Consider the following 24,449-nt stretch of genomic DNA (forward strand, 5'->3'; position numbering starts at 1 on the left):
ATCAGTCCGATGCGGCCAACGGCCCGCCGGTGCTCTCCCGATGGATGAGTTCATAGCGGACATGCACGGTGTCCAGATGGTCGGATTTCGGCTCGCGGATGCGCTGCAGCACTCCCGTCACCGCTGCCTCGGCGACCCGGTCCACGTCAGGGGCGATGGTGGTGAGGGTGGGGTTGGAGTACGCCCCGTCCTCGATGTTGTCCCAGCCGAGCACCGCGACATCGTCCGGCACTTGGACCCCGTGCTGCCGCAATGCGAACATGGCGCCGAGTGCAACGGAGTCGACCGCACATACCAGCGCGTCAGCGCGAAGTCCTTGATCGAGGGCAGTCGTCACGGCATCAGCCCCGGACTTGCGGTCGAAGGTTCGTACGCCGATCAGCCCGGCGGGTTCGAGACCGGCCGCTGCAAGCTTCCTCAGGAATCCGACTTGGCGCAGGTGGCCCGGGCCGTGTTGCGTGCCACCGACGAAGGCAAGTCGGCGCCGCCCCAAATCCAGCAGATGTTGGGTGGCCACCACGGCGGACCCAATGTTGTCGATGATCACGTGGTTCGGGCCAGGCGGATCATCCCGTTGACCGATCACCACCAAGGGCCGGGTCCTGGCGATGGTTTGCAGGTGGGCGTTGCTCAGGGAGACGGCGGCGAGGATCACCCCATCGGCGTAGTGAAGGTCGCCGTCCTCGAGAACGGCCGTTTCGATCGCAGTGTCGCCGCGGGTTTCTCGGATCACGACCATCCAGCCCTGTCCGCGAGCCAACTCGATGATCCTTGCTGCGAGACGACTGAAGTAGGAGGACGTGATGTCGGGGATCGCCAAGGTGATGACACGCGAACGCCCCTCCTGGAGCTGTCGAGCCACCGGGTTGGGGCGATAGCCGAGTTCGTCGACGGCCGCCAACACCCGGTCGCGGGTCTCCGGGCGTACGTTGGCGCGGCCGTGCATCACGTTGGTCACGGTCTTCCAGGAAACCCCGGCGCGCGCGGCCACATCCTTGATGCTGGGTCGCTTGCGGTCGGCGGGCATGACACCAAATCCTACTGATGGGCTGGATGGTCTTGTGCTGGTCGCGGAGATCATGCATTCTAACGTGAGAACAGAAATTCTAGCGTTAGAATTCGGGGTGCTCGATGAAGAGTTCAATGACCATGTCGAGGCGGCACATGCTTGCGGGCAGCGCTGCTCTTGCGGCGCTCTCGGCCGCGGGCTGTGCCGTGGGAACCCCCGGCGGTGGCGGAGGCGGTGGTGATGGCACGCTGCGGATCACCTGGTGGGGCGGCGAGGGCGAGAACCGGGCACTGACTGCGGCGCTCGACCTCTACGCCGACCGCGAGGATGGCCGGGAAACCACCCGCGAGACGCTGCCGTGGGACGGCTACTGGGAGAAGCTGGCGACGACGACCGCTGCTCGCAACGCTCCGGACGTCGTGATGCAGGCTGGAAGTCAGATCCCGGACTACTCCGAGCGCGGCGCACTGCTGGATCTCAACACCCTCGACGGTCTCGACACCACGGTCGTCGATGAAGGTCTGCAGTCCTTCGGCGCGGTCGGCGACGAACTGTTCGGCGTGGTCGCCGCCGCGAATGCGTACGGGATCACCGTCAACCGACAGCTTGCCCCCGATCTGGAGATTCCGGACAGCGCCTACAGCTGGCAGGATCTGGCGGACCTGGCGCGGTCGCTGCTGCCGGCATTGGACAACGGGGTCCGACCCTTGGTCGACAACTCGGGCGACCTGATCTCCTTCATCCTGCACATCCGCTCGATGGGGCAGGAGCTGTACGCCGATGACGGCTCCATCAACCCGCTCGAGGACGAGCTGGGGGAGTGGCTGACGATGTGGGAGGGGCTGCGCGCGGACGGCGTCGTGCCGACCGCAGAGGAGACGGCCGAATCGTCCGGTGGCCTGCAGAACTCAAACCTGGCGCGACAGCGCGCCGTGATGGGCACCGCGTGGACCCAGGACTACGTCAACCTCGCCGGTCTGGCCGATGTGGGGTGGACCATCGACCTGCCTCCCTACGGGGCGGAGCATCCGAGCCTGTGGATGAACGCGGCCAGTCTGTGGTCTGTCTCGAGCACCAGTCCGGATCCTGCCGGCGCTGGCGAACTCATCAACTTCCTGCTCGCCGATCCCGAGGCCATCAGCGCGGTCGGAGTCTCCTTGGGTACGCCGCCCAGCCAGGCCGCCCGTGATCAGCTCACGGGCTTGGACGAGACTCAGCAGAACGCCATCGACTACATGAACTTCGTTGCGGACAACTCCAAGCCCCTCAACCGGTTGTGGCCGAAGGGCTTCGCGACTTCTCGGACCCAGATCGAGGATCTGGCCGAGGCGCTGCGGTTCGGGCAGACCACCGTTGACGAAGCGGTCCAGGCTTTCTTTGCCGACGCTCGATCGTGAGTACGCGAGTACGGGTGAAGACGCGGGCACGCCGGCAGGCGGTCGCTGGCTACCTCTTCCTGGCGCCGTGGCTGGTGGGCTTCTTCGGGTTGGTCGTCGGGCCGATGGCCACGTCGGCGTACTTGGCGTTCACGGAGTATGACCTGTTCACTGCTGCCCGATGGATTGGGTTGGAGAACTTCGAGACGATCTTCACCCGCGACCCTGATTTCGCCCAGTCCATGAAGGTGACCGCGGTCTACGTGGTCGCATCGGTGCCGCTGCGATTGATGGTCGCGCTTGCTCTGGCAGTACTGCTGAACCGCGCGATGCGGGGGATCGGGGTCTACCGGGCGGTGATGTATCTGCCGTCGCTGCTGGGAGGCAGTGTCGCCGTGGCGATTCTGTGGCGCTATCTCTTCGGCGGTGAAGGCGTGGTGAATCAGGCCCTGGCACTGGTCGGGATTGAGGGCCGCAACTGGATCGCCAGCCCCGACACAGCGCTGTGGACGTTGGTCGTATTGGCGATCTGGCAGTTCGGTTCGCCCATGATCATTTTCCTCGCGGGTCTGCAGAACATTCCCGCCGAACTGACCGAAGCCGCTCGGGTGGACGGCGCGAGTCGATGGCAGACCTTCTGGCGAGTCACCTTCCCACTGCTGACGCCCATGGTCTTCTTCAACTTGGTGATGCAGTCGATCGTTGCCTTCCAGGCCTTCACGCCGGCGTACATCATCAGTGACGGAAAGGGTGGACCAGTCGGATCGACGCTGTTCTACACCCTCTACATCTTCCAGCGGGCGTTTCGTGAGTACGACATGGGCTATGCCTCGGCGCTCGCGTGGGTGCTGGTGGCGGTCATCGCCGTCGTCACCGCAGTCAACTTTGCTGCCTCGCGCCGCTGGGTGCACTACTCGGACGGATGATCTTGGACTCCTCACGACTCAACTCTCGCCGCAGGCGCCCCGCGCCCGCGGCGTCCGTCAGCGGGCTACTGCGGCACGGATTTCTGATCCTGGTGTGCGTGGTCACGATCTATCCGTTGCTGTGGCTGGTGCGCAGCAGTCTGATGACCGACTCGGAAATCTTCAGTTCGACCAGCTTGCTACCGTCCTCGCCGACGCTGTCGAACTATGTGGCCGGCTGGTCGGCGAACCCGCCGGGCTTCGGTGCCTTCCTGACCAACTCGATGATCGTCTGTCTCGGTGCAGTGGTCGGCAATCTGGTGTCGTGCACGCTCGCGGCGTACGCCTTCGCGCGATTGCGGTTTCCGCTGCGGGCCTTCTTCTTCGCGGCGATGTTGATGACGGTGATGATTCCCAGCCAGGTCACGCTGATCCCGCAGTACACGGTCTTCACTGCCCTCGGCTGGGTCAACACCTACTTGCCGCTCATCGTGCCCAAGTTGCTGGCAACCGATGCCTTCTTCATCTTCTTGTTGGTGCAGTTCATCCGCGGCCTGCCCATCGAGCTGGACGAGGCAGCCGAGCTCGACGGTTGTGGCTACTTCGGAATCTTCTTCCGAATCATCCTGCCGCTGACCGCGCCGGCCCTGGCCACGACCGCGGTGTTCACCTTCATCTGGACCTACGAAGACTTCATGGGCCCGCTGATCTATCTCAGCGACGTCAACAGCTACACGGTGCCGCTGGGGCTGCGCATGTTCGTCAACTCCATGGGGCAATCGGCCTACGGCCAGCTCTTTGCGATGTCGGCGCTGACCTTGGTCCCGGTGTTCATCGTCTTTCTGTTGCTGCAGAAGCGGCTCGTCGAGGGCATCGCCACCACTGGCATCAAGGGCTGACCGATCCGTGAGTCGCCCCAACTAGGAGAGAAACCCGATGCAAGAAACTGACCTGACCCATGCCGACTACGACTTCGTCGTCTGCGGCGGTGGCCTGGCCGGCTACTGCGCTGCGATTGCCGCCGCCCGGATCGGGGTGAGGGTGGCGCTGGTGCAGGACCGGCCGGTGTTGGGCGGCAACTCGTCCTCCGAGGTGCGGGTGGTGCCGCGCGGCAGCACCACCTATCACGCCGGTGCCCGCGAGGGCGGCGTGCTGGCCGAGGCGATGGCCTTGGAGCGCGCCCGCAACCACGAGGAGCTCTTCGAGAACGGCTGGACCAACAGTGTCTGGGACCTCACCCTCTATGACATCGCCCAGCGCACCGAGGGGCTGACGCTGCACCTCAACACCCAGGTGATGGACGTCGAGCGCGAGGGCGATTCCATCGCGGCGGTGCGGGCCTACACCCCCTCGGAGGAGCGCTGGTCGCGCATCTCGGGACGGGTGTTCCTGGACGCGACCGGTGACGGGATCGTCGGCGCACGGGCGGGCTGTGAGATCCGCAACGGCACCGAGGCCCAGTCGGAGTTCGACGAGCCCCATGCGCTGCCCGAGGCCAGCGCCGACACCATGGGCAACTCGCTGCACTTCAAGACCAAGGACGTCGGCCGTCCGGTCGATTTCGACCTGCCCGAGTGGGCGCACGAGTACACCGACCCGGCCTTCTTCTACGAGGGTGGTCGGCGACCCAATGACGTACGCGGTGGGTTCTGGTGGATCGAACTGGGCAAGCCGTGGGACACCATCGCCGACGCCGAGAAGCTGCGCCACGAACTGACCCGCCACACGCTGGGGGTGTGGGACTGGATGAAGAACAAGGACCCCGAGCTCCGCGACCGGACCGCCAACCTGGCGCTGGACTGGATCGGGCAGCTCCCGGGCAAGCGGGAGAGCCGCCGGATCATGGGGCTGCACCTGATGACCGAACATGACCTGCTGGCCACCGAACCGCCCGCCGACGAGGTCGCGTACGGCGGCTGGAACATCGACCTGCACACCCCGGGCGGCATGCTGGCCGCGACCAGCGAGCCCACCGCTGCCGAGGGCTACATCCTGACTGCGCCGGCGGCGACCCGGGCCTATGTGGGCCCGTTCGGGATTCCGCTGCGCAGCCTGATCGCCAAGGACGTCGACAACTTGGTGATGGCCGGCCGCAACGTGTCGGCGACCCACGTGGCGCTCGGCTCGATCCGGGTCCAGGCCACCACCGCGCTGATGGGGCAGGCCGCGGGCACCGCCGCGGCCGTGAGCCTGCGCGACGGTGTGCCCCTGCACCAGATCAGCGACACGGCGATCCAGACCGTGCAGCAGCGGCTGCTGCGCGACGGTTGCTTCCTCACCGGGGTGGTCAACCAGGATCCCGACGACCATGCGCGCGCAGCGCAGTTGACTGCCTCCAGCGAGACCTCCTTCGTCGGGGCCGGCCCGGACGACGAGCCACCGGTCGCGCTGCCGGGGGAGAAGACGGCCGGCGCCAAGCAAGAGCTCAGCCAATTGCGGTCCCAGTGGCTGCCCGTGGCGGCCGGGCCGGACGCACCCGGTGTCGAGTCGATCCAGGTGCTGCTGCGCAACCGCGGTGCTCAGCCCGTCACCGTGCCGGTGGCGGTCAGCCCGGTGACGCACGTCTGGGACTACCGCGTCACCGTGCCCGACTCCGCCACCGCCGAGGTCGTCGTCGACCCCGGTGACCATTGGATCGACGTGCCGGTGCCGACGATTCCGGCCGACGCGCCGCAGAGCTATCTGCGCGTCGACGTGGCTGCTTCACCCGACCTCGACTGGGTCCGCGCAGGCCGGACCGTGCCGTACGCGGTGTCGGCCTTCGAGCACACGCCGGGTCGACTGCGACGGTTCGGTGACGGGGTGACGATGAGCCATCGGGTGAGCCCGCCCCAGCCGGTGCATCCGGCCGACGCGGCCATCCGGGGCGCCGCGCGGCCGCACCGCGCACCCAACCTGTGGCTCAGTGAACCGACCGACCCGCAGCCGTCGCTGTCGCTGGCCTGGTCCGAGCCGATCACGGTCAGCGAGCTGCAGCTGTCCTTTCCTGGGCAGCTGTTGCGCGAGTACGACCGGACCCCGCCGCTGTGGCGCGACCCCGGTATCCCCGCCAACTACCGGATCCTGGTCCGGGCCGGGGGAGAGTGGCGGGAGGCCGAGGCGGTGAGCGACAACGTGCTGCCATGCCGGGTGCACCGATTCGAGGCGACCGAGGTGACGGCGGTGCGGGTCGAGTTCGACCAGCAGCCCGGCGGTGTCGGCGTACACGAGGTGCGGGTCTACTGACCCGAGCACCTCAGTCCCGGCGCCAGCTGGTCACCTTGACCGCGACCTCCACCGGCACCAGATCGTCGCCGGCCTCGGTCAGGTCGCCGTGGTCGTGGAAGGCATTCGGTCCCATCGCGATCAGGTCGGCGACCCGGGCCGGCTCGGCGGTAACCGTGGCGCGGTGCTCGCGTTCGGCCACCAGGGTGAAGCCGCGCTCGGCCAGGTCCGCCAGGCGGCGGTCCTTGTCGGGGTCGATGCCGAGCAGGCCGGCGGTCTCGCGCAGCCGAGCCAAGTGCTCCGGCAGCGGCGTCACGACAACCAGCTGACCGCCCGGCTCCAGCACCCGCGTGAACTCGAAGGGACTGCGCGGCGCAAAGATGCACACCAGCGTCCGGATCGCTCCGCTGCGCACCGGCAGGCCCTTCCAGGTGTCGGCGACCACCACCCCCAGCTCGGGATGCAACCGAGCTGCGGTCCGGCAGGCCGGCACTGACACATCGGCGGCGATGACGGGACGGTGCAAGCGCGCGGCTAGCTTGCCGGCGTACCAGCCGGGGCCGGCGCCGACATCCAGCAACGGCCCGGGGCCCTCGCCGGCCATGTCGGCGACCAGCTCAAGGATCGGGGTGTACGCCCCGGTCTCCAGCCAGCGCAGTCGCGCCGCAACCATGTCAGCGGAGTCCGCGTTGCGAGGTTGGCCGGCGTTGAGCAGATTGATGTGGCCCTGCTTGGCGATGTCGAAGCTGTGTCCGTTGACACAGACCAGCCGACGCGGTTCAGCGGTGACATCCTCGCTGCACACCGGGCAGCGCAGGTGGGCAGCGATGTCCGCGACACTCATCGTGCGGCCTTCTCGGTGTCCTCAGCGCTCGTCGCGGTGGCCTCGGAGTCCAGGCTGGCTCCGTCATGGTGTCCGCCCCACAGGGCCTCATGGGCGGCGATCTCCTCGGGCCGCGGCGGCGGTGCGTTGCGCTGGAAGCCGGCAAACCGGCTCTTCTTCGGCAGCCCCTTGCGCTGCCGGATGTCACCACGGATGAAGACCACCAGTCCGGTGACTGCGATGCCGGTGAACATGAACCACTGCACCGCGTACCAGAAGTGCGGTCCGTCGGACAGTTCCGGCAACAGCACCGCGGTGAAGTCGGCATGGTCGGCCGGATCGGATTCGAGGGCGCCGATGTAGCCGTTGATCAACGGCAGCCCTGAGGCGGCTGACAGCCGATCGGAGTTGATCAGGCGTACGCCCCCCTGGCTGGGCTCCATTGCCGAGTTGCGGCCCTGCTCGTTGCGGCGGACGTGCCCCACAATGGTCACCTCGCCCTCGGGCGGCGGAGGAACGGCGACCTGGTCGTTGTTGCCAGCGATGAAGCCGCGATCAATGAGGATCAGGTCACCGTTGGTGGTCTCCATCACCGCGACCACCTCGAAACCGGTGCGGCCGTCATTGCTGCGATAGCGGACCTGCCATTGCTCGCCGGTGTAGTGGCCGGTCACCGAAACCCGCTGCCACTGGTCCTCCTCGGTGATGGGGCGGGTGAAGACCTCGCGATAGTCGACCACTGGGGCATCGCGGTGGGCGACCATGATTGCGTTGCGTTCCCGGCGTTCGTCCAACCGGTCCAGCTGCCAGCGACCCAGCAGTACGAAGGCGGTGCCCAGCACCACCACGAACACGCCGAGCGCGATCCATCGCTGCCAGACCCGGGACACGGCACCTCCTGCACCATTCGGCTGCGCCCACCGGGGACCTCGGCCGGGCACCCGTCCAGACTAGTCCAGCAGCGCCAGCTCCCTAGACTGGCGACATGACCAGTCCGCAGAGTCCCACCACCGACGACCGACCGCCCGCCCGCTGCTCCTCGCGCGGCTGCACGGCCCATCCGGTGTGGGACCTGCAGTGGAACAACCCCCGCATCCACGCGCCGGAGCGACGCAAGCACTGGGTGGCCTGCGAGGACCACAAGGACACCTTGGGTTCGTTCCTGTCGGCGCGGGGTTTTCTGCGCGACACCGTCCCCTTCGACCCGGCGATCGCTCAGGAGTCCTGAGGTCGGGGCTTCGGCCCGGGGTCGTCGAGTTCACCGGGCACCACCTGGGAGTCGGTCAATGCCGGCGTCCCCGGATCCGTACGCCCCAGCGGCGCGGTCCCTCGTTCACCGCGACGGTCAACCGCATTGCCGATCGCCACCCCGATGACCGGCAGCAGCGCCGCACCTGTCAACAGCAGCAAGGCCCACGGCAGCGGCGTGAAGATCATCCCGATCACGCACAGCACGCGGACTGCCATCATCGAGTAGTACAGACCTTGGCGACGGCGTCGATCGACGGCATGGCTCACCCGCGCATCGGTGATGATGTGAGGATGGCCGGCCACGTCCGACACTGTACGCGCGCCGCTCACCGGCTCCGGGCCGGCGCGATAGGGTCACCAGTCATGGAGTCAGCTGAATCCCACGACACCACCGGCCGGGTTGCGCTGGTCAGCGGAGCGAGCCGCGGCATCGGCGTGCGGACCGCTGAACGGCTGATGGCAGCCGGTTATCGGGTGGCCACCACCTCCCGCAGCGGATCCGGGCCGGACGGTGCCCTGAACGTGGCCTGCGACATCGCTGATGCCGGCCAGGTGGATGCGGCGTACAGGCAGATCGAGGCCGAACTCGGCCCGGTCGAGGTGCTGGTCGCCAACGCCGGCATCAACCGTGACGGTCTGGTGCTGCGGATGTCCAGTGATCAGTTCGACGAGGTGGTCGGCACCAACCTGGGTGGCACCTTCAACCTGGTGCAGCGCGCCAGCCGCGCGATGGTGCGTGCCAAGTATGGCCGGATCGTGCTGATCTCCTCGGTGGTGGCGATGCTCGGGTCGGCCGGGCAGGTCAACTACGCCGCTTCCAAGGCCGGCCTGATCGGCATGGCACGCTCCCTCACCCGCGAGCTCGGCAGCCGCGGCATCACCAGCAACGTGGTGGCGCCCGGATTCATCGACACCGACATGACCGCGGCCCTGCCCGAGGACATCGCGGCGGGCTACCTGAAGCAGATCCCGGCCGGCAAGTTCGGTGACGTGGACGACGTCGCCCGCACGGTGGAGTTCCTGGTCGGCGAGAACGCCGGCTACATCAGCGGAGCCCTGATCCCGGTCGACGGCGGCCTGGGCATGGGCCACTGACCATCACCCCCAACACCCCACACAGGAGCGCGTCAGCGCGGGAAGGACAGACATGAGCGGACTGGTGGAGGGCAAGACGTTCCTCGTCACAGGTGTCACGGCGCCCAATTCGATTGCCTTCTCGATCGCCCGGATCATCCAGGAGCAGGGCGGCACGGTCGTCGTCTCCAACGTCGGGCGGGCGCTGGGCCTCACCAAGCGGATTGTGCGGCGGCTGCCCACCGAACCGCCGGTGATTGAGCTCGACGTCACCGATGCCGACCAGCTCGCCGGTCTGTCGGATGCGCTGCGCGCAGCCGGGGTCGACCGGCTCGACGGTGTGGTGCACTCGATCGCGTACGCCAATCCTGAAACCGCTCTGGGTGGGGCGTACATGTCGACCGAATGGTCCGATGTGTCGACCGCCCTGCACATCTCCGCCTACAGCTACGTCTCCTTGGTGCGCGCCTGCCAGCCGCTGTTCGGGGAGAGCGCCAGTGTGGTCGGTCTGACCTTCGATGCGACCGTGTCGTGGCCCACTTATGACTGGATGGGCGTGTCGAAGGCGGCGCTGGAATCCGCCTCGCGCTACCTGGCTCGTTATCTGGGCGCTGAGGGCGTGCGCTCCAACCTGGTGGCTGCCGGGCCGCTGGACACCATCGCCAAGACCGCCATTCCCGGAGCCGACCAGTTCAACCAGGTCTGGACCGAACGAGCCCCGCTGGGCTGGGACGCCAAGGACGCAGAGCCCGCTGCCAAGGCAGCGGTGGCCCTGCTGAGTGACTGGTTCCCTGCCACCACCGGCGAAATGATCCACGTTGACGGGGGCATTCACTCCACCGGAGCCTGAGCCAGCAGCAATTGTCGGTGCGGTGTGGCTCAATGAGGCACACTGTCGGGACCACATCGGGAATCGACCAACGGGAATCGGCAAACGCGGGTGCTCGAGCAACCAAGGAGGTTGTCATGACCGAAGACGGTACGACCGAAGACGGCACGACCGAAGAGATCCCCACCAACCCGCTCTATCGCGGGGAGCGGGACGAGGACCCCGCTTTCGACGATCTGGGCGAGTTCGGGGAGTCGGACCGGCTGAGCCACCAGGCGGCCGGCGAGCAGTACGGCAGCACCGGCTCCTTGGAGAACCAGGCCGGTGGCTACCGGCAGCGTGACGCCGACGCCGATGCTGGCGTACCGGTCGGGGAGAACGAGTTCCTCAAGGACCGTCGGGAGCACTGACCACCGGGGTGCTGGCGGCTGCGGCCACCGCGGCCCGTGCTGCGTCGCGCAGCCGACGCAGCACCTGATCGCGCTGCGCCGAGCCGTGCGAGCTGTACGCCGGGTCGGCCGCCAAACCGGCCTCGGCCAGCCACCACCACCGCCACGCCCGATCCAGCGCCCGTTGAGCCGGCGCGCTGGTCACCGGGAAGTGTGGCGCTTCGCTCGGTTGCGGCCGATCGGCCGCCGTGCCGTGGCGTTCGCCCAGGGCATCTCCCGATTCGAGCAGAAGTCGCTGCAGGGCTTGTTCGGCCTCCCGCGGCCCCTCGGGTGGGCTCGGGAGCTGGGCGGGCAGCACCACCCACTGCAGCGCCGGACCGACGGGATGCGGCAGCAACGCCAGGTCGTTGCCCAGCACTGCCGCCCCGGCAGCCAGCGCCTGCTGGGTGAGGGAAGCTGGTCCGCGCAGCCCGCCCAACTGGCCGGGCTGAGGTAGCGCCAGCTGCCACGGGCTGCGGTGCGACCCGTGGATCTGGTGGGCCAGCAGGGCGGGCAGGACCACGCGCAGTTCCTCACCTTCGCCGCTGCCCACCAGGCCGTCCGGGTCATGCACGTGGTGGGCGACCTCGGGGCCCACGATGAGGTGCGCGACCCCTTCGATGCTGCCGCGGTGGGCGGTGAGCGCCAGCAGACCGCGGCAGAGCCGAATGGCGGCGGCAACGGCCACCTCATCGGGCATGGCGGACACGGACATGGAGCACCTCCTCAGTCGCTGGGACCCTACCCGGCAATGCCGAAATCCTGCGGCGGCGGCTGGTAGGTTGCTCGCCATGAGCGCAGTGGCCGAACTTGTCGGGGTGGGCGTCGTCAGGGGCGGCAAACACCTTCTTCGCGACGTGAACTGGCGTATCGATGAGGATCAGCGGTGGGTCATCATCGGCCCCAACGGGGCGGGCAAGACCACCCTGCTGCAGATCCTTGCCGCTCAGCTCTATCCCACCGAGGGCATGGTCGACCTGCTCGGCGAGATCGTCGGCGCGGTCGATGTCTTCGAACTGCGGCCCCGGATCGGTGTCACCTCCGCCGCCTTGGCCGAACGGCTGCCCCGCAGCGAGATCGTCAGCGACGTCGTGGTGTCGGCGGCGTACGCCGTCAGTGGCCGGTGGCGCGAACACTACGACGCGCTGGACCACGACCGAGCCCAGGCGCTGCTGGACCAGCTCAACGTCGGCCACCTCGCACAGCGCACGTTCGGCACCCTCAGCGAGGGTGAGCGCAAGCGCGTACAGCTGGCCCGCGCGATGATGTCGGATCCGGAGATGCTGCTGCTGGACGAGCCCGCAGCCGGCCTGGACCTGGCCGGCCGAGAGGGCCTGCTCGCGACGCTGACCGAACTGGTCCAAGATCCCGATTCACCTGCCGTCGTGATGGTGAGCCATCACATGGAGGACATTCCGCCCGGCATCACGCACGCGATGTTGTTGCGCCAGGGCGAGGTGGTTGCCGCTGGTCCGATCCAGGAGACGGTGACTTCCGCCTCGCTGTCGGACACCTTCGGGCTGGAGTTGCGGCTGGCGCGGACCGCCGGGGGCCGCTTCACTGCGATGGCCCGCTGAGGTCATGTCGGTCAACTTGGCGGACCTGCTCGGCGACCATCCCTGGTCGCTGTGGGTCGTGTTGGTGGTGTTCAGCCTCGGCCTGATGGCGATCCCCGGAGCGGTACGCCGTTGGTGGCTGGTGGCTGGATTCGCTGCCGGCGGCGTGGTGGCGGCGTTCCTGCCCACCTGGGGGCCGGTGCAGCTAGCTGTTGCTGTCCTGGTCGGCCTCGGCTGCTGGCTGGTGCTCCGCCGTCGGCTGGTCAGGAAGCGCGCCCGTGCGGGCGTAGTGCGAAGCCAGGAATGAGCAGGCCATCAGCTGGATCTGGTGGAAGATCATGAGCGGCAGCACCATCAGGGTTGCCTGAGGTCCAGCGAACAGCACCGCCGCCATCGGCAGCCCGGTCGCCAAGGACTTCTTCGAGCCGCAGAACTGGATCGCGATCGAGTCGGCACGGTCGAAACCGAGCGCCCGCGCCAGGAACCAGGTGCCGGCCAGCACCACCGCCAACAACACGACACACGCCACCACCACGACCACCAGTTGCATCGGTGCCACCGCCGACCAGACGTTTTCCCGGATGCCCTCGGAGAAGGCGGCGTAGACCACCAGCAGGATCGAGCCCTGGTCGACCAGTTTGAGTGGCTTCTTGTGCTGGGTGACGAAGTCGGCGGTCCAGCGCCGGGACAGCTGGCCGATCACGAAGGGCAGCAGCAGCTGCAACATGATCGTGATGATCGAACCCGGGTCGACCGCGCTGCCCGCATCCCCGGTCGTGGTCAACAGCGCCATCGCCAACAGTGGGGTGAGGATGACGCCCAGCAGGTTCGAGGCGGATGCGCTGACCACGGCGCCGGCGACGTTGCCGCCGGCCAGACCGGTGAAGGCGATCGAGGACTGCACGGTCGAGGGGGCCAGAGTGGCGTACAACAGACCGGCTGTCAGACCGGCTGACAGCCACGGTGAGGCGACCGTCGAAAACAGCAGGCCCAGCAGCGGGAACGCCACGAAGGTCAGCGACAGGATGGTCAGGTGCAGCTTCCAGTGTTGGAGGCCGGCGAGCGCTTCCTGGGGGGAGAGCCGGGCGCCGTACAGGAAGAACAGCACCGCGATGGCGGCAATGGTCGCCCAGTCAACGCCCGTCACAGCCCATCCGGTGGCCGGCAGCACCGAGCCGAGAATGGCGGCAATGATGATCGCCGACATGAAGCCGTCAAGGCCAAACTTGCGCACGTGAACTCCATGCTCCGGTCGTGGGGGACCCGGCAACCCTATCGGCTGCAGTGGTGGCAGGATTGTCGGAGTGGTGATGGACATCCCGCGCTCGTCCGGTACTGGCGAGACCGTCCCGCCGCAGGCCCCACAAGCCCGCCGAGCCCTGGACAGCAGTGGCGCACCGCGCCCCTTCACACCCGTCACGGCGTTGGCAGTCGGCGCGCTGGGGGTGGTGTTCGGCGACATCGGCACCAGCCCGCTCTATGCGCTGCAGACCGTGTTCAGCCTCAATCACAATGCCGTTGCGCCCACCGAACTGGACGTGCTGGGGGTGATCTCGATGGTCACCTGGTGCCTGATTGTGATCGTCACGGTGACCTACATCGGGCTGATCATGCGCGCCGACAACCAGGGCGAGGGCGGCATTCTGGCGTTGACCGCGCTGGTGCTGCGCAAGCTGCACGGCCCAGGTGGCGTGGGCCCAGGCGAGGCCTCGGCGGCGCTGGTGGTCGGGGTGGTGGGGGCCAGTCTGTTCTTCGGCGACTCGGTCATCACCCCAGCGATCTCGGTGCTGTCGGCGTTCGAAGGCATCGAGGTGACCGGTTCGGTGTCCAACTCGGTGATCCTGCCCGGAGCAGTGGTGGTGCTGAGCCTGTTGTTCGTCGTCCAGCGGCGCGGCACGGGCGGGATCGGTCGGTTGTTCGGACCGGTGATGATCGTGTGGTTCCTGGTGTTGGCGATCACCGGACTGCCGCACCTGCTGGCGAATCCGGGCATCCTGCGGGCGCTGTCGCCCCACTACGCCCTGGTCTTCCTGATCGACCGGCCCGTGGTCGCTTTCATTGCCCTGGGTGCGGTGGTGTTGGCGATCACGGGGGCCGAGGCGTTGTACGCCGACATGGGCCACTTCGGGCGGCGACCGATCGCGCTGGCGTGGCTGGCGTTGGTGCTGCCGGCGTTGCTGATCAACTACTACGGCCAGGGCGCCATGATCCTCCAGGACCCGGCCACGATCGTCAATCCGTTCTTCTCCCTCGTCCCTGATCCGTTGCGACTCCCGTTGGTGGCGTTGGCGGCGATCGCGACGGTGATCGCATCCCAGGCGGTCATCTCCGGTGCCTTCTCGGTGGCCCGGCAGGCGAGCCGGTTGTCGCTGTTGCCTCGGCTGAAGGTCACCCAGACCTCACCCGAGCACGGCGGCCAGATCTACATCGGGTCGATCAACCTGATCCTGTACGCCGGTGTCGTCACGTTGGTGCTGGTGTTCCAGCGTTCCGAGGCGCTGGCGGCGGCGTACGGGTTGGCGGTGACGGCCACGATCGTGTTGGTGCTGTCGTTGTTCCTGCTGTACCTGCTGAGGGTCCGGCACTGGCCGCTGTGGCGGGTGGTCGGGTTGGCGGTGGTGGTCGGCGGCATCGAACTGGTGCTGCTGGCAGCGACCATCGTCAAGGTGCCGGCAGGCGGTTGGATCCCGTTGGTGATCGCGGCGGTGCTGGTGACGGTGATGTTGGTGTGGCATCGCGGCGCCAGAATCCTCTTCGGTCGCCGGCGGGCGATGGAGGGACCGATCGAGAACTTCCTGGCGGAGGTGGCGGAACAGCGCGTGGCGCGGGTGCCCGGGCTGGTGGTTTATCCCCACGCCGATCCGGCGACGGTGCCGTTGGCCCTGCGCACCGGCGTCGCCATGAACGGGGTGCTGCATGAACACGTGGTGATCCTGACCCTGAAGCAGATCGGCGTGCCCCATGCCCGCCGCGGGGAGCGGGTGACCGCGCGGGTGCTCGGCCCCGGCATCGTCCAGGTCGTGCATCTGGTCGGCTTCCACGACTCCCAGGACGTCCCGGCCGCACTGCGGAACGCGATCGGGCGCTACGGCGACACGATGCCGGAGTTGGCGCTGGACCCGGAGCAGGCGATGTATGTGCTGTCGGTGTTCCGGATCGAGCTGGGCAAGGAGCCGGTGATGCCGCGCTGGCAGAAACTGCTGGTGAGGGCGCTGGAGCGGGGGTCGGCCAACCGCACCCAGGCGATGCACCTGCCGACCTCTCGAACCGTGGTCATGGGCGCTGAGACCGAGCTGTGAGGGTCGTTGCGGGATAGGCTTCACGACCATGGAGATCGCGGTGACGACAGCTGAGGATCCGCGGCTGGCGGACTATGTACGCCTGCGGGACACCCAGCTGCGACACCACCTGGAGGCCGAGCGCGGGGTCTACATCGCCGAGGGTGAGAAGGTGATCCGCCGGGCCGCCGAGGCCGGCGGTACGCCCCGGTCCTTCCTGCTGGCCAGCCGCTGGCTATCGGGCCTGTCCGACGTGTTGGGTCAGTGGCCGCAGGTGCCGGTCTACGTCGGCGACGAGGCGATGATCGAGCGGCTGACCGGATTTCACGTGCACCGCGGAGCGCTGGCCTGCTTCGAGCGGCCCGAGCCGCGTACGGTGGCGGACCTGCTGGCGGGGGAATTGGCCGGGCGCACGCGCTCCAGGATCGCGGTGCTGGAAGGCCTGGTGGACCACGCCAATGTCGGTGCCATCTTCCGTTCGGCGGCCGCCCTGGGCGTCGATGCGGTGCTGGGGACGCCCCGCTGCGCCGATCCGCTCTATCGCCGCTCGATCAAGGTGAGCATGGGGACGGTGTTCCAGGTGCCGTGGGTGCGGGCCGATCCCTGGCCCGCGGCGATCGGGCAGCTCCAGGATGCCGGCTACGTGGTGGCTGGCATGACGTTGGGGGAGGGTGCGATCACGCTGGATGAGCTGGTGGCGGCTGACCATCCGAAGCTGGCGCTCGTGTTCGGCACCGAGGGGGACGGCCTGACGCCGAAGGCGGACAGCCTGCTGGATGCGCGGGTGACGATCCCGATGATGCACGGTGTTGACTCGCTCAACGTGGCCGCGAGTTCGGCGGTGGCGTTCTGGGCGACCAGATGACAGTCGGGGCTGAGCCCCCGGCGCGCCGACATACCCCCTAGGGGTATGGTGGGTCGCGAAGGAGCGTGACACCCATGAAGGAGCGTGACACCCATGCAGCACCAGCACCAGTCCGATGAACCGCAGCAGGATCACAGCCCAGACCACCACGAACACGGCCACCACGAACACGGGCACCACGAGCACGGGCACGAGGAACACGGATCTCAGCACGGTCAGGAGGACGGCCACGGACACCATGGTGGCCATGGCCACCACGACCACGTGAAGCAGTTCCGCCGCCTGTTCTGGATCATGCTCGCCATCGCGGTCCCGGTGGTGGGATTCAACGCGATGTTCGCGCATCTGCTGGGCTACTCGTTGCCCGATGCGGCCTGGGTGGCATGGGTGTCCCCGGTGCTCGGCACCGTCATGTACTTCTGGGGCGGCTGGCCCTTCCTGACCGGCGGTGCCTCCGAGTTGCGCAGCCGCAAGCCCGGGATGATGCTGCTGATCTCGCTCGGCATCACGGTCGCCTTCCTGTCCTCCCTGGGTTCAAGCCTGGGCCTGTTGTCGCCCGAGCTCGACTTCTGGTGGGAGTTGGCGCTGCTGGTCGTGATCATGCTTCTGGGTCACTGGATCGAGATGCGATCCTTGGCGCAGACCACCTCCGCGCTCGACTCGCTGGCCTCCCTGCTGCCCGACACCGCCGAACGAGTCAACGGCGACCAGGTCGAAGAGGTCTCACCGTCCGACCTGCAGGTCGGCGACGTCGTCGTGGTACGCCCGGGCGCCTCTGTCCCAGCCGACGGCGAGGTCGTCGATGGCTCGGCCTCGATGGATGAGTCGATGATCACCGGCGAATCGCAGACCGTGCGGCGTACGGTCGGCGACGCCGTGGTGGCCGGCACCGTCGCAACCGACTCCGGCCTGCGGGTGCGGGTCAGCGCCACCGGTGAGGAGACCGCACTGGCCGGGATCCAGCGCCTCGTCGCCGACGCCCAGTCCTCCTCCTCACGTGCCCAGCGCATCGCCGACACCGCCGCCGGATGGCTGTTCTGGTTCGCCCTCAGCGCCGCCGTCATCACCGCGGTGGTCTGGACCCTGGCCGGTGTCCCCGAAGATGCGGTGGTGCGGACCATCACCGTGCTGGTGATCGCCTGTCCGCACGCCCTGGGCCTGGCGATCCCCCTGGTGGTCTCCATCGCCACCGAACGCGCGGCCAAGGCCGGCGTCCTCATCAAGGACCGGCTGGCGCTGGAATCGATGCGGAACGTCGGCGCCGTGATCTTCGACAAGACCGGCACCTTGACCAGGGGTGAACCAACCGTCACTGCGATCGAACCCAGCGACCGGGCCGACGAGCTGCTGCGCCTGGCCGCAGCTGCCGAGTCCGACAGTGAACACCCGCTGGCGCGCGCCATCATGGCCGCGGCCCAGGAGCGTGAGCTGTCCCTTCCGGCCGCCCGCGACTTCTCCTCAGAGCCTGCGACCGGCGTACGCGCGGTGGTCGAGGACACGGTCGTCGAGGTCGGCGGCCCGTACCTGCTCGAGCATCATGGCCGCGACGAACTTCCCGCCGCGCAGGCATGGCACCAGGAGGGCGCCATCGTCCTGCACGTCCTGGTCGACGGGGAGCCGACAGGGGTCCTGCGGCTGGCCGACGAGATCCGTCCCGAGTCCACTGCCGCGGTGGCCGCGCTGCACGAGGCCGACATCAAGGTCGTGATGATCACCGGTGATGCCCAGGCGGTTGCCGACAACGTGGCCGGTCAGCTCGGCATCGACCAGGTGTTCGCGGGCGTACGTCCCGAGGACAAGGCCTCCCACGTCTCCGCCCTGCAGACCGATGGCGTCAAGGTCGCCATGGTCGGCGACGGCGTCAACGACGCTCCGGCACTGGCGCAGGCCGATGTCGGCATCGCGATCGGTGCCGGCACCGACGTTGCGATCGGATCAGCCGGGGTCATCCTGGCGTCCTCGGACCCGCGTGCGGTGCTGTCAGTGCTGGAACTGTCCAGGGCCAGCTACCGCAAGATGGTCCAGAACCTGTGGTGGGCGGCGGGTTACAACCTGATCTCGGTGCCGTTGGCAGCCGGCGTCCTGGCACCCGTCGGTTTCGTGATGCCGATGAGTGTCGGCGCGATCCTGATGTCCCTGTCGACGGTGATCGTCGCGCTCAACGCCCAACTGCTGCGGCGCTTGGACCTCAGGCCCGAGAAGCAGACCCAGGATTCGTGACCAGCACCTCGAAGCGTTCCAACACCACCGGCAGGTCGTCGCTGAAACCGTGGTCGTGGCTGGCGTGCTCAGTGAAGAAGGCCTCGTGCACCTCGCGCCAGTACGCCAAGCTCCGGTCGCCCTCACCCTCGGCGTACGCGTGGTCGGCATCGACGTCGCCAAATCGGACCACCTCGACGTCGGTGGTGCGCACCAGGGCCCGGGGGTGGCCGGCGCCGTCAAGCACGATGCTCAATTCGCCCACCTCGGGCAGAGCTTCGTCCTCGGCGTCGTAGTCCCAGCGGGAGCTGGCGGTGGCGGTCTTGATGCCGGCGAGCACCAACGCCAACAACTCGTCGGCCTGCTGCGGATCAGCACCGAACGACCACGCCGGCGGCGGCACGGTGTCGCGCAGGTTGGGGCCGGTGATGGTCCGCAATGGGTTCACCTTGGCGCGCACCTGGGCATCGGCCCAGAACGCCTCGATCTCATTCATCGTCGGCCGGGGTCGGCTTCACCAGCAGCTTGGGGGAGACCGGCCAGTCCTCGGGATAGCGGGCGGCGGCGTTGTTGTGGGTGGCGTAGAGCTGCTTGCGGGACCGCGCCGACAGCCGGTCACCGAAGACGGTGCCGTTGAGGTGGTCGGTCTCGTGCTGCAGGCAGCGCGCCAGCAGACCGGTGCCGACGATCTCGATGTCATTGCCGTGCGCGTCCTGCCCCCGGCAGATCGCGCGGTCCGGACGGGCCAGGCTCTGGAAGGCGCCCGGCAACGACAGGCAGCCCTCCTCGGCGGCCTCGAGCTTGCGGTCCTTGCCCTCGGGCAGCTCCACCACCGGATTGCAGACCACGCCAACGGTGCGGACGTCATCCGCATCGGGGCAGTCGAAGACGAAGACCGCGAGGCTGCGACCGACCTGGGTGCCGGCCAGACCAACACCGTCGGCGGCCTCCATGGTCGCGAACATGTCGCGCACCAGGGCATGCAACTCGTCGTCGAACGTTGTCACCGGCTCGGTCTTGGCGTGCATCACCGGCTCACCCCACCGGGTGATCGGCAGCACAGTTCCACCAGCGGTCAGGTCTTCAGTCATCGAACAGGATCCTTGGCAGTGAGCAGGTCAGCGGGGGCGACGAATGAGAATACAGGCCGGCTGCGGGGTGCTGAGCCGGAAGTCGTGGATCCACGTGCGATTCGGGTCGGAGCCGTCGCCACGTCGGAAGACGCTGATGGTGTCGCTGTTCTGGTTGGCGACCCACACCATGCCGCCGACGTGCACGATGTCGCGGGGCCATTCACCCTCGGTGGGGACCTCGACGCGCAACTGGAGACGGTCGGCCTGGGTGTCCAGGTCGAACACGGCGAAGGTGTCGGGCCCGCGGTTGCCGACGAACACCTCATTGCCGATGATGCGCAGCGCTGAGGGATAACAGCGCGGCCCGTCCACCAGACTGGTGGAGGGCACCCGCTCCACCTCGCGCCAGCCGAACAGGCCCTCGCTGCCGAGCCACAGTTCGGCGCTCAACTCGCAGGCCACCACCATCAACTTGTCCAGGAAGGCGATGTGACGAGGGCCGGCGCCGGCCGGCAGGTCGACCGGATGTTCGGTGCGCAGGCGTCGGTCGAAACCGAGCGTCATCACATGCACCTTGTCCAGACCGAGGTCGGGGACATAGAGCTTGTCCTCGCGGAAAACGACCTGGTGGGGATGGGAGGCTTCCTGTCGTTCCGGATCGGTGCCCGAGCCGGGGAAGGCGTACAGATCGACCATCGCACCGAGGTCACCGTTGGGATCGACCGAGATCGAGGACACCGCCCCACCTGTGTAGTGCGCCACCACGATGGCGCGCTGGTCCGGCGAGAGCGCCATGTGGCAGCCGCCGCTGGAACCGGTGGCCACCGGGTCGAGTGCGGTCAGGTCACCGTTGTCCTCGATCCGGATCGGGGTGATCATCGTCTCGTCGGTCTCGCTGAGCGCGTAGAGGATCGGATGATGGGGATGGGCGACCAGCCATGATGCCGAAGGGACCGGCAGCGGATCGGTCTCGGTGAAGCGCACCTCGTCCTGACCGTCCTCGGCCCAGTCCAGGCAGTGCAGACCAGCAGGCTGGGACTCGGTGGTGTAACCCCCGACGAAGACCCTCGTTCCGGGGCCGAGCTGGGAACCTCGGGTGGTGGCCATCTGTCCTCCTCCGCCGACGATGCGGCGTTGTGACTCAACTGCTGGGCCAGTCTTGCACCTTTCGGCCGCCGTGCGGGGTGGCGGCTTGCCGTAACGGGTGCGCCGGCCAACCATGAACCACATGAGTGATCCGTACGCCGACCAGGTTGCCGCCTATCTGCGGCACCTGAGCGCCGGTCGGAACCTCTCCCAGCACACCGTGCGGGCCTACCGCACCGATCTGGCCGCGCTGGGGGACTACCTGCACGCCGCCGACGTGAGCCTGGTAGCGGTCACCACCGCCGACCTGCGTCGCTGGCTGGCCGAGCAACAGGAGACCGGCATGGCCCGTAGCACCATGCGGCGCCGGATCGCCTGCATTCGCGGATTCTTCGCCTGGCTCACTGAACGTGGTGCCCGTGACCAGGACCCGGCCGCAGTGCTGCGAGCGCCCCGGGCCAGTCGCCGGCTGCCGCACACCATCACCGCCGAGCAGGCTCGACGCGTCCTCGACCAGGCCGTCGGCGATCTGGAGGACACCCCTCGCGGCCGGCGCGACCAGGCGATCATGGAGTTGCTGTACGCCGGCGGCATCCGGGTCTCCGAACTGTGCGGTCTGGATCTGTCCGACGTCGATGCGGAACGCCGCACGGTGCGAGTGCTCGGCAAGGGCGACAAGGAACGGGTGGTCCCGGTGGGACGACCGGCGATGGATGCGCTGCAGGCATGGTTGGCCGTACGCGGCAGCTGGCTGCCGAGCGGGGCCGACCTGAGTCAGGTCCGCACGGCGGTCTTCCTGGGGGAGCGCGGCGGTCGGCTCGATCCGCGGGTGGCGCGTCGGGTGGTCCACGAACGGCTCCGCGTGGTGCCCGGCGCCGATTCCGGTCCGCACGGTCTGCGGCATGCGATGGCAACCCATCTGTTGGAGGGCGGTGCGGATCTGCGCAGCGTCCAGGAGATGCTCGGCCACAGTTCATTGGCGACCACCCAGCTCTACACCCACGTGACCCAGGACCGGCTGCGGAGCGCATTCCAGCAGGCCCATCCGCGCGCCTGACCCGAATCGCCTGGCGTCGGTGGTCATCGGGCTCACCACCAGCTCGCCGGATCGGTGAGTTCGCCGTCCAGCCACAGCATCAGGTGCAGGTGGCAGCCGGTTGACAGGCCAGTGCTGCCGACCTGTCCGAGCGGCTCTCCCAGCTCCACCTGCTGGCCGGGGCGTACGGCGGTGCTCTGCAGATGGTTGACGCTGGTCACCACCATCCGGCCACCGACCAGCGCATGGTCGACGAAGACCCGCCAGCCATAGGCGTCATGCCACTCCACTCGGGTGATCGTCCCCGGATAGGGGGCGGTCACCGGCGTCCCGCAGGCGGCACCCAGATCCAGCCCGTCGTGCAGTTTGTGCACGCCGGTCACCGGGTGGGTGCGCATCCCGTACCCCGAGGTCACCGGCCCCTCGACCGGCCAGACGAAACCGTGCATCCCGGGGCTGAGACTGGCGCGACGGTCGGCTGCTGATTCGCGGGCACGACGCGGCGCATCGGCATCCAACAGCCGCACCGGCCCGCCCAGGGCGGCGTCAGGCGAGAGGTACGCCAGCGGGTCCAGATAGTCCTCGCCACGCCGCAGTCCCAGGTGCAGGCAGGCCCTGGCCTGGCAGCCCAGATGCTGGCCCTCCAGCACGCCAATCGGTTGCCCCGTCTCCACCCAGTCGCCCTCGGCGACCAGCGGCCGCAGCGGTTCGTAGGTGGTGCGCAGCTCGCCGTGGTCGATCGTGACCACGCCGCGGGAGACGATGACCCGGGCCACGCTGACCCGACCCGAGGCCACCGCACGTACGGTCACTCCTGCGCCCGCGGGTACTCCCAGGTCCACGCCCCGATGCCCCGGCTGCCAGTTCTCATCAGGCAGGTCGAAGCCCCGCGCCACCGTTGCGCCGGGGATCGGCCACACGGTCTGGCCGAGCGAGCCTGGCGCCACGGCGTATGCCGACGGCAGCAGCGGGCTGAGCAGCACGCACAGGGTGGCGAGAGCCAGGACAGCAACACGAGCAGATGGGGTTGCACGGGCAGATGGGGTTGCACGGGCAGGTGGGGCAAGACGGGCGTGGGCGTGGCGAGTCATGCCTTCACCAGCGTCACCCAGCGCTCAGATGTGTCGGCGGAAACCGCATCTGTGGACAACTTCTGCGGTCCGCGGGGCTGTGGACAACCTCGCCCGCCACAGCCGTGCAACTCGAGGAGATCCTCGACTGGCAAGGGCTCGCGCCCGCGGCGTATAGTGACACCCAGCAGCTCGTTCAACGAGTTGACTTCGCATGCGATCATCCCGATTCTTCGGGTTCCGACTCACGGTCCCAGCACCTCTCATCGACGGCGCCGGGCGAGGCGGAACGGTCGCGTCAGGGGGCCCGCGTCGCGGGTCCGACCCAACCGACGGCGGGAGACATCCCGCCTGCACGATCGAGAGGACCGGCCATGGCCGTCGTCACCACTCGCCAGCTCCTGGAGAGCGGCGTCCACTTCGGGCACCAGACCCGTCGGTGGAACCCCAAGATGAAGCGCTTCATCTTCACCGAGCGCAATGGCATCTACATCATTGACCTGCAGCAGTCGCTGACCTACATCGATCAGGCCTTCGCGTTCATCAAGAACACCGTCGCCAAGGGTGGTCAGCTGCTCTTCGTCGGCACCAAGAAGCAGGCGCAGGAGACCATCGCCGAGCAGGCGACCCGAGTCGGGATGCCCTACGTGAACCAGCGTTGGCTGGGTGGCATGCTCACCAACTTCCACACCGTCGTCAACCGCATCCAGCGACTCAAGGAACTGGAGGCCGTCGACTTCGATGATGTCGCCGGCTCCGGGATGACGAAGAAGGAACTTCTCGGCATGCGCCGCGAGAAGGAGAAGCTCGAGAAGACCCTCGGTGGCATTCGCGACATGCCCCGCGCGCCGCAGGCCGTGTGGATCATCGACACCAAGAAGGAGCACCTGGCTGTCGACGAGGCGCGCAAGCTGAAGATCCCGGTGGTCGCCATCCTCGACACCAACTGTGACCCCGATGAGGTCGACTTCCCGATCCCGGGCAACGACGACGCCATTCGTTCGGTGTCGCTGCTGACCCGCGTGGTCGCCGACGCCGTCGCCGAGGGCCTGATGGCTCGCTCCGGCGCTTCGTCCGAGGCCAGCGAGGCCGAGCCCATGCCTGACTGGGAGCGCGAGCTGCTCGCCCAGGGTGAGAAGGCCGAGCAGGCCGAGAAGCCTGCCGAGGAGAAGGTCGCCGAGGCGCCCGCCGCCGAAGCCAAGGCAGAGGAGGCCAAGGCTGACGAGGCCCCCGCCGCTGAGGCGAAGACCGAGGAGCCCAAGGCCGAGGTTGCCGAGGAGCCCAAGGCCGAGGTTGCCGAGGAGCCCAAGGCTGAGGAAGCCGCCGAGGCCAAGGCTGACGAGGCCGCCGCCGACACCGCCAGCACCGACAACTGATCACCCACCAC

At 68.0% G+C, this 24,449-nt stretch carries 24 protein-coding genes; 14 read left to right on the forward strand and 10 right to left on the reverse strand.

Features of this window, described 5'->3' with window-relative positions; all coding sequences use genetic code 11:
• Position 1: 1 nt before the first annotated feature.
• Positions 2-1,027, reverse strand: a complete 1,026-nt coding sequence (locus CGZ91_RS10340) for a LacI family DNA-binding transcriptional regulator (RefSeq protein ID WP_179229315.1) — start codon at positions 1,025-1,027, stop codon at positions 2-4.
• Positions 1,028-1,215: 188 nt separating this feature from the next.
• On the opposite strand from CGZ91_RS10340, the gene CGZ91_RS10345 reads away from it, so the two are divergent.
• From CGZ91_RS10345 to CGZ91_RS10360, 4 genes are read left to right on the forward strand one after another with little or no spacing between them, the layout of a single operon-like run.
• Positions 1,216-2,406 carry an ABC transporter substrate-binding protein gene (locus CGZ91_RS10345; RefSeq protein ID WP_179229316.1) on the forward strand — a complete coding sequence of 397 codons (1,191 nt, stop codon included), beginning with the start codon at positions 1,216-1,218 and terminating at the stop codon, positions 2,404-2,406.
• A gap of 14 nt (positions 2,407-2,420) precedes the next feature.
• Entirely contained in the window at positions 2,421-3,311 is an 891-nt protein-coding gene (locus CGZ91_RS10350) for a carbohydrate ABC transporter permease (protein ID WP_229116569.1), read from the forward strand.
• The gene (locus CGZ91_RS10355; protein WP_094454910.1) at positions 3,308-4,189 is read left to right on the forward strand and encodes a carbohydrate ABC transporter permease; all 882 of its coding nucleotides are present in this window, start codon (positions 3,308-3,310) and stop codon (positions 4,187-4,189) included. The genes CGZ91_RS10350 and CGZ91_RS10355 overlap by 4 nt, the downstream gene beginning before the upstream one ends.
• Before the next feature lie 37 nt (positions 4,190-4,226).
• The gene (locus CGZ91_RS10360) at positions 4,227-6,515 is read left to right on the forward strand and encodes an FAD-dependent oxidoreductase (protein ID WP_094454912.1); all 2,289 of its coding nucleotides are present in this window, start codon (positions 4,227-4,229) and stop codon (positions 6,513-6,515) included.
• A 10-nt stretch (positions 6,516-6,525) separates the two neighbouring features.
• Here the strand turns inward: CGZ91_RS10360 and CGZ91_RS10365 are convergent, their stop codons facing one another.
• Both CGZ91_RS10365 and CGZ91_RS10370 read right to left on the reverse strand, forming a co-directional pair.
• On the reverse strand, positions 6,526-7,338 hold the full coding sequence (locus CGZ91_RS10365) for a putative RNA methyltransferase (RefSeq protein WP_094450262.1): 813 nt from the start codon (positions 7,336-7,338) through the stop codon (positions 6,526-6,528).
• Positions 7,335-8,207, reverse strand: a complete 873-nt coding sequence (locus tag CGZ91_RS10370) for an SURF1 family cytochrome oxidase biogenesis protein (RefSeq protein WP_179228983.1) — start codon at positions 8,205-8,207, stop codon at positions 7,335-7,337. The genes CGZ91_RS10365 and CGZ91_RS10370 overlap by 4 nt, the downstream gene beginning before the upstream one ends.
• 95 nt (positions 8,208-8,302) lie before the next feature.
• On the opposite strand from CGZ91_RS10370, the gene CGZ91_RS10375 reads away from it, so the two are divergent.
• Positions 8,303-8,545 (forward strand): hypothetical protein, encoded by a 243-nt coding sequence (locus CGZ91_RS10375; RefSeq protein ID WP_094450260.1) that lies wholly within the window; start codon positions 8,303-8,305, stop codon positions 8,543-8,545.
• On the opposite strand, the gene CGZ91_RS10380 is transcribed toward CGZ91_RS10375, so the two are convergent.
• Complete coding sequence (locus tag CGZ91_RS10380) at positions 8,533-8,871, reverse strand: DUF3099 domain-containing protein (protein ID WP_229115966.1); 339 nt, start codon at positions 8,869-8,871, stop codon at positions 8,533-8,535. The two genes, CGZ91_RS10375 and CGZ91_RS10380, sit on opposite strands and share 13 nt — an antisense overlap.
• 60 nt (positions 8,872-8,931) lie before the next feature.
• On the opposite strand from CGZ91_RS10380, the gene CGZ91_RS10385 reads away from it, so the two are divergent.
• The 3 genes from CGZ91_RS10385 (at position 8,932) to CGZ91_RS10395 (ending at position 10,881) form a co-directional block, all read left to right on the forward strand.
• Positions 8,932-9,663 (forward strand): SDR family oxidoreductase, encoded by a 732-nt coding sequence (locus CGZ91_RS10385; RefSeq protein WP_094454914.1) that lies wholly within the window; start codon positions 8,932-8,934, stop codon positions 9,661-9,663.
• 52 nt (positions 9,664-9,715) lie between these two features.
• Positions 9,716-10,492 carry an enoyl-ACP reductase FabI gene (gene fabI, locus CGZ91_RS10390; protein WP_094454916.1) on the forward strand — a complete coding sequence of 259 codons (777 nt, stop codon included), beginning with the start codon at positions 9,716-9,718 and terminating at the stop codon, positions 10,490-10,492.
• 116 nt (positions 10,493-10,608) lie between these two features.
• A complete protein-coding gene (locus tag CGZ91_RS10395) occupies positions 10,609-10,881 on the forward strand; it encodes a hypothetical protein (protein WP_094454918.1) in 273 nt (90 codons plus the stop codon).
• Here CGZ91_RS10395 and CGZ91_RS10400 read toward each other — a convergent pair.
• Complete coding sequence (locus tag CGZ91_RS10400) at positions 10,859-11,614, reverse strand: hypothetical protein (RefSeq protein ID WP_094454920.1); 756 nt, start codon at positions 11,612-11,614, stop codon at positions 10,859-10,861. The two genes, CGZ91_RS10395 and CGZ91_RS10400, sit on opposite strands and share 23 nt — an antisense overlap.
• Before the next feature lie 76 nt (positions 11,615-11,690).
• Between CGZ91_RS10400 and CGZ91_RS10405 the strand changes: the two genes are divergently transcribed.
• Positions 11,691-12,476 (forward strand): ABC transporter ATP-binding protein, encoded by a 786-nt coding sequence (locus CGZ91_RS10405; RefSeq protein ID WP_094450255.1) that lies wholly within the window; start codon positions 11,691-11,693, stop codon positions 12,474-12,476.
• Positions 12,477-12,660: 184 nt separating this feature from the next.
• Here the strand turns inward: CGZ91_RS10405 and CGZ91_RS10410 are convergent, their stop codons facing one another.
• Positions 12,661-13,662 (reverse strand): bile acid:sodium symporter family protein, encoded by a 1,002-nt coding sequence (locus CGZ91_RS10410; protein ID WP_229116577.1) that lies wholly within the window; start codon positions 13,660-13,662, stop codon positions 12,661-12,663.
• Positions 13,663-13,765: 103 nt separating this feature from the next.
• Here CGZ91_RS10410 and CGZ91_RS10415 point away from each other — a divergent pair, with 103 nt between their 5' ends.
• From CGZ91_RS10415 to CGZ91_RS10425, 3 genes are all read left to right on the forward strand, one after another.
• Positions 13,766-15,754, forward strand: coding sequence for a potassium transporter Kup (locus tag CGZ91_RS10415; protein ID WP_094455003.1), 1,989 nt, complete (start codon positions 13,766-13,768; stop codon positions 15,752-15,754).
• Positions 15,755-15,782: 28 nt separating this feature from the next.
• A complete protein-coding gene (locus tag CGZ91_RS10420; protein WP_094454924.1) occupies positions 15,783-16,598 on the forward strand; it encodes a TrmH family RNA methyltransferase in 816 nt (271 codons plus the stop codon).
• Between the two features lie 93 nt (positions 16,599-16,691).
• The gene (locus CGZ91_RS10425) at positions 16,692-18,818 is read left to right on the forward strand and encodes a heavy metal translocating P-type ATPase (protein ID WP_094454926.1); all 2,127 of its coding nucleotides are present in this window, start codon (positions 16,692-16,694) and stop codon (positions 18,816-18,818) included.
• On the opposite strand, the gene CGZ91_RS10430 is transcribed toward CGZ91_RS10425, so the two are convergent.
• From CGZ91_RS10430 to CGZ91_RS10440, 3 genes are read right to left on the reverse strand one after another with little or no spacing between them, the layout of a single operon-like run.
• Complete coding sequence (locus tag CGZ91_RS10430; protein WP_094454928.1) at positions 18,787-19,293, reverse strand: ASCH domain-containing protein; 507 nt, start codon at positions 19,291-19,293, stop codon at positions 18,787-18,789. The two genes, CGZ91_RS10425 and CGZ91_RS10430, sit on opposite strands and share 32 nt — an antisense overlap.
• Positions 19,286-19,888: a peptide deformylase gene (def, locus tag CGZ91_RS10435; protein ID WP_094454930.1), complete on the reverse strand. Its 603-nt coding sequence runs from the start codon at positions 19,886-19,888 to the stop codon at positions 19,286-19,288. The genes CGZ91_RS10430 and def overlap by 8 nt, the downstream gene beginning before the upstream one ends.
• A 27-nt stretch (positions 19,889-19,915) precedes the next feature.
• Positions 19,916-20,977: a lactonase family protein gene (locus CGZ91_RS10440; protein WP_179228982.1), complete on the reverse strand. Its 1,062-nt coding sequence runs from the start codon at positions 20,975-20,977 to the stop codon at positions 19,916-19,918.
• A gap of 121 nt (positions 20,978-21,098) precedes the next feature.
• On the opposite strand from CGZ91_RS10440, the gene CGZ91_RS10445 reads away from it, so the two are divergent.
• On the forward strand, positions 21,099-22,013 hold the full coding sequence (locus CGZ91_RS10445) for a tyrosine recombinase XerC (protein ID WP_229116570.1): 915 nt from the start codon (positions 21,099-21,101) through the stop codon (positions 22,011-22,013).
• Between the two features lie 32 nt (positions 22,014-22,045).
• Here the strand turns inward: CGZ91_RS10445 and CGZ91_RS14645 are convergent, their stop codons facing one another.
• Positions 22,046-22,975 (reverse strand): peptidoglycan DD-metalloendopeptidase family protein, encoded by a 930-nt coding sequence (locus CGZ91_RS14645; protein ID WP_229116571.1) that lies wholly within the window; start codon positions 22,973-22,975, stop codon positions 22,046-22,048.
• 461 nt (positions 22,976-23,436) lie between these two features.
• Here CGZ91_RS14645 and rpsB point away from each other — a divergent pair, with 461 nt between their 5' ends.
• Positions 23,437-24,438, forward strand: a complete 1,002-nt coding sequence (gene rpsB / locus CGZ91_RS10460) for a 30S ribosomal protein S2 (protein WP_094454934.1) — start codon at positions 23,437-23,439, stop codon at positions 24,436-24,438.
• The last annotated feature ends 11 nt before the right edge of the window (positions 24,439-24,449 follow it).

The organism is Parenemella sanctibonifatiensis, from assembly GCF_002250565.1.
Classification (GTDB): Bacteria; Actinomycetota; Actinomycetes; order Propionibacteriales; family Propionibacteriaceae; genus Parenemella; species Parenemella sanctibonifatiensis.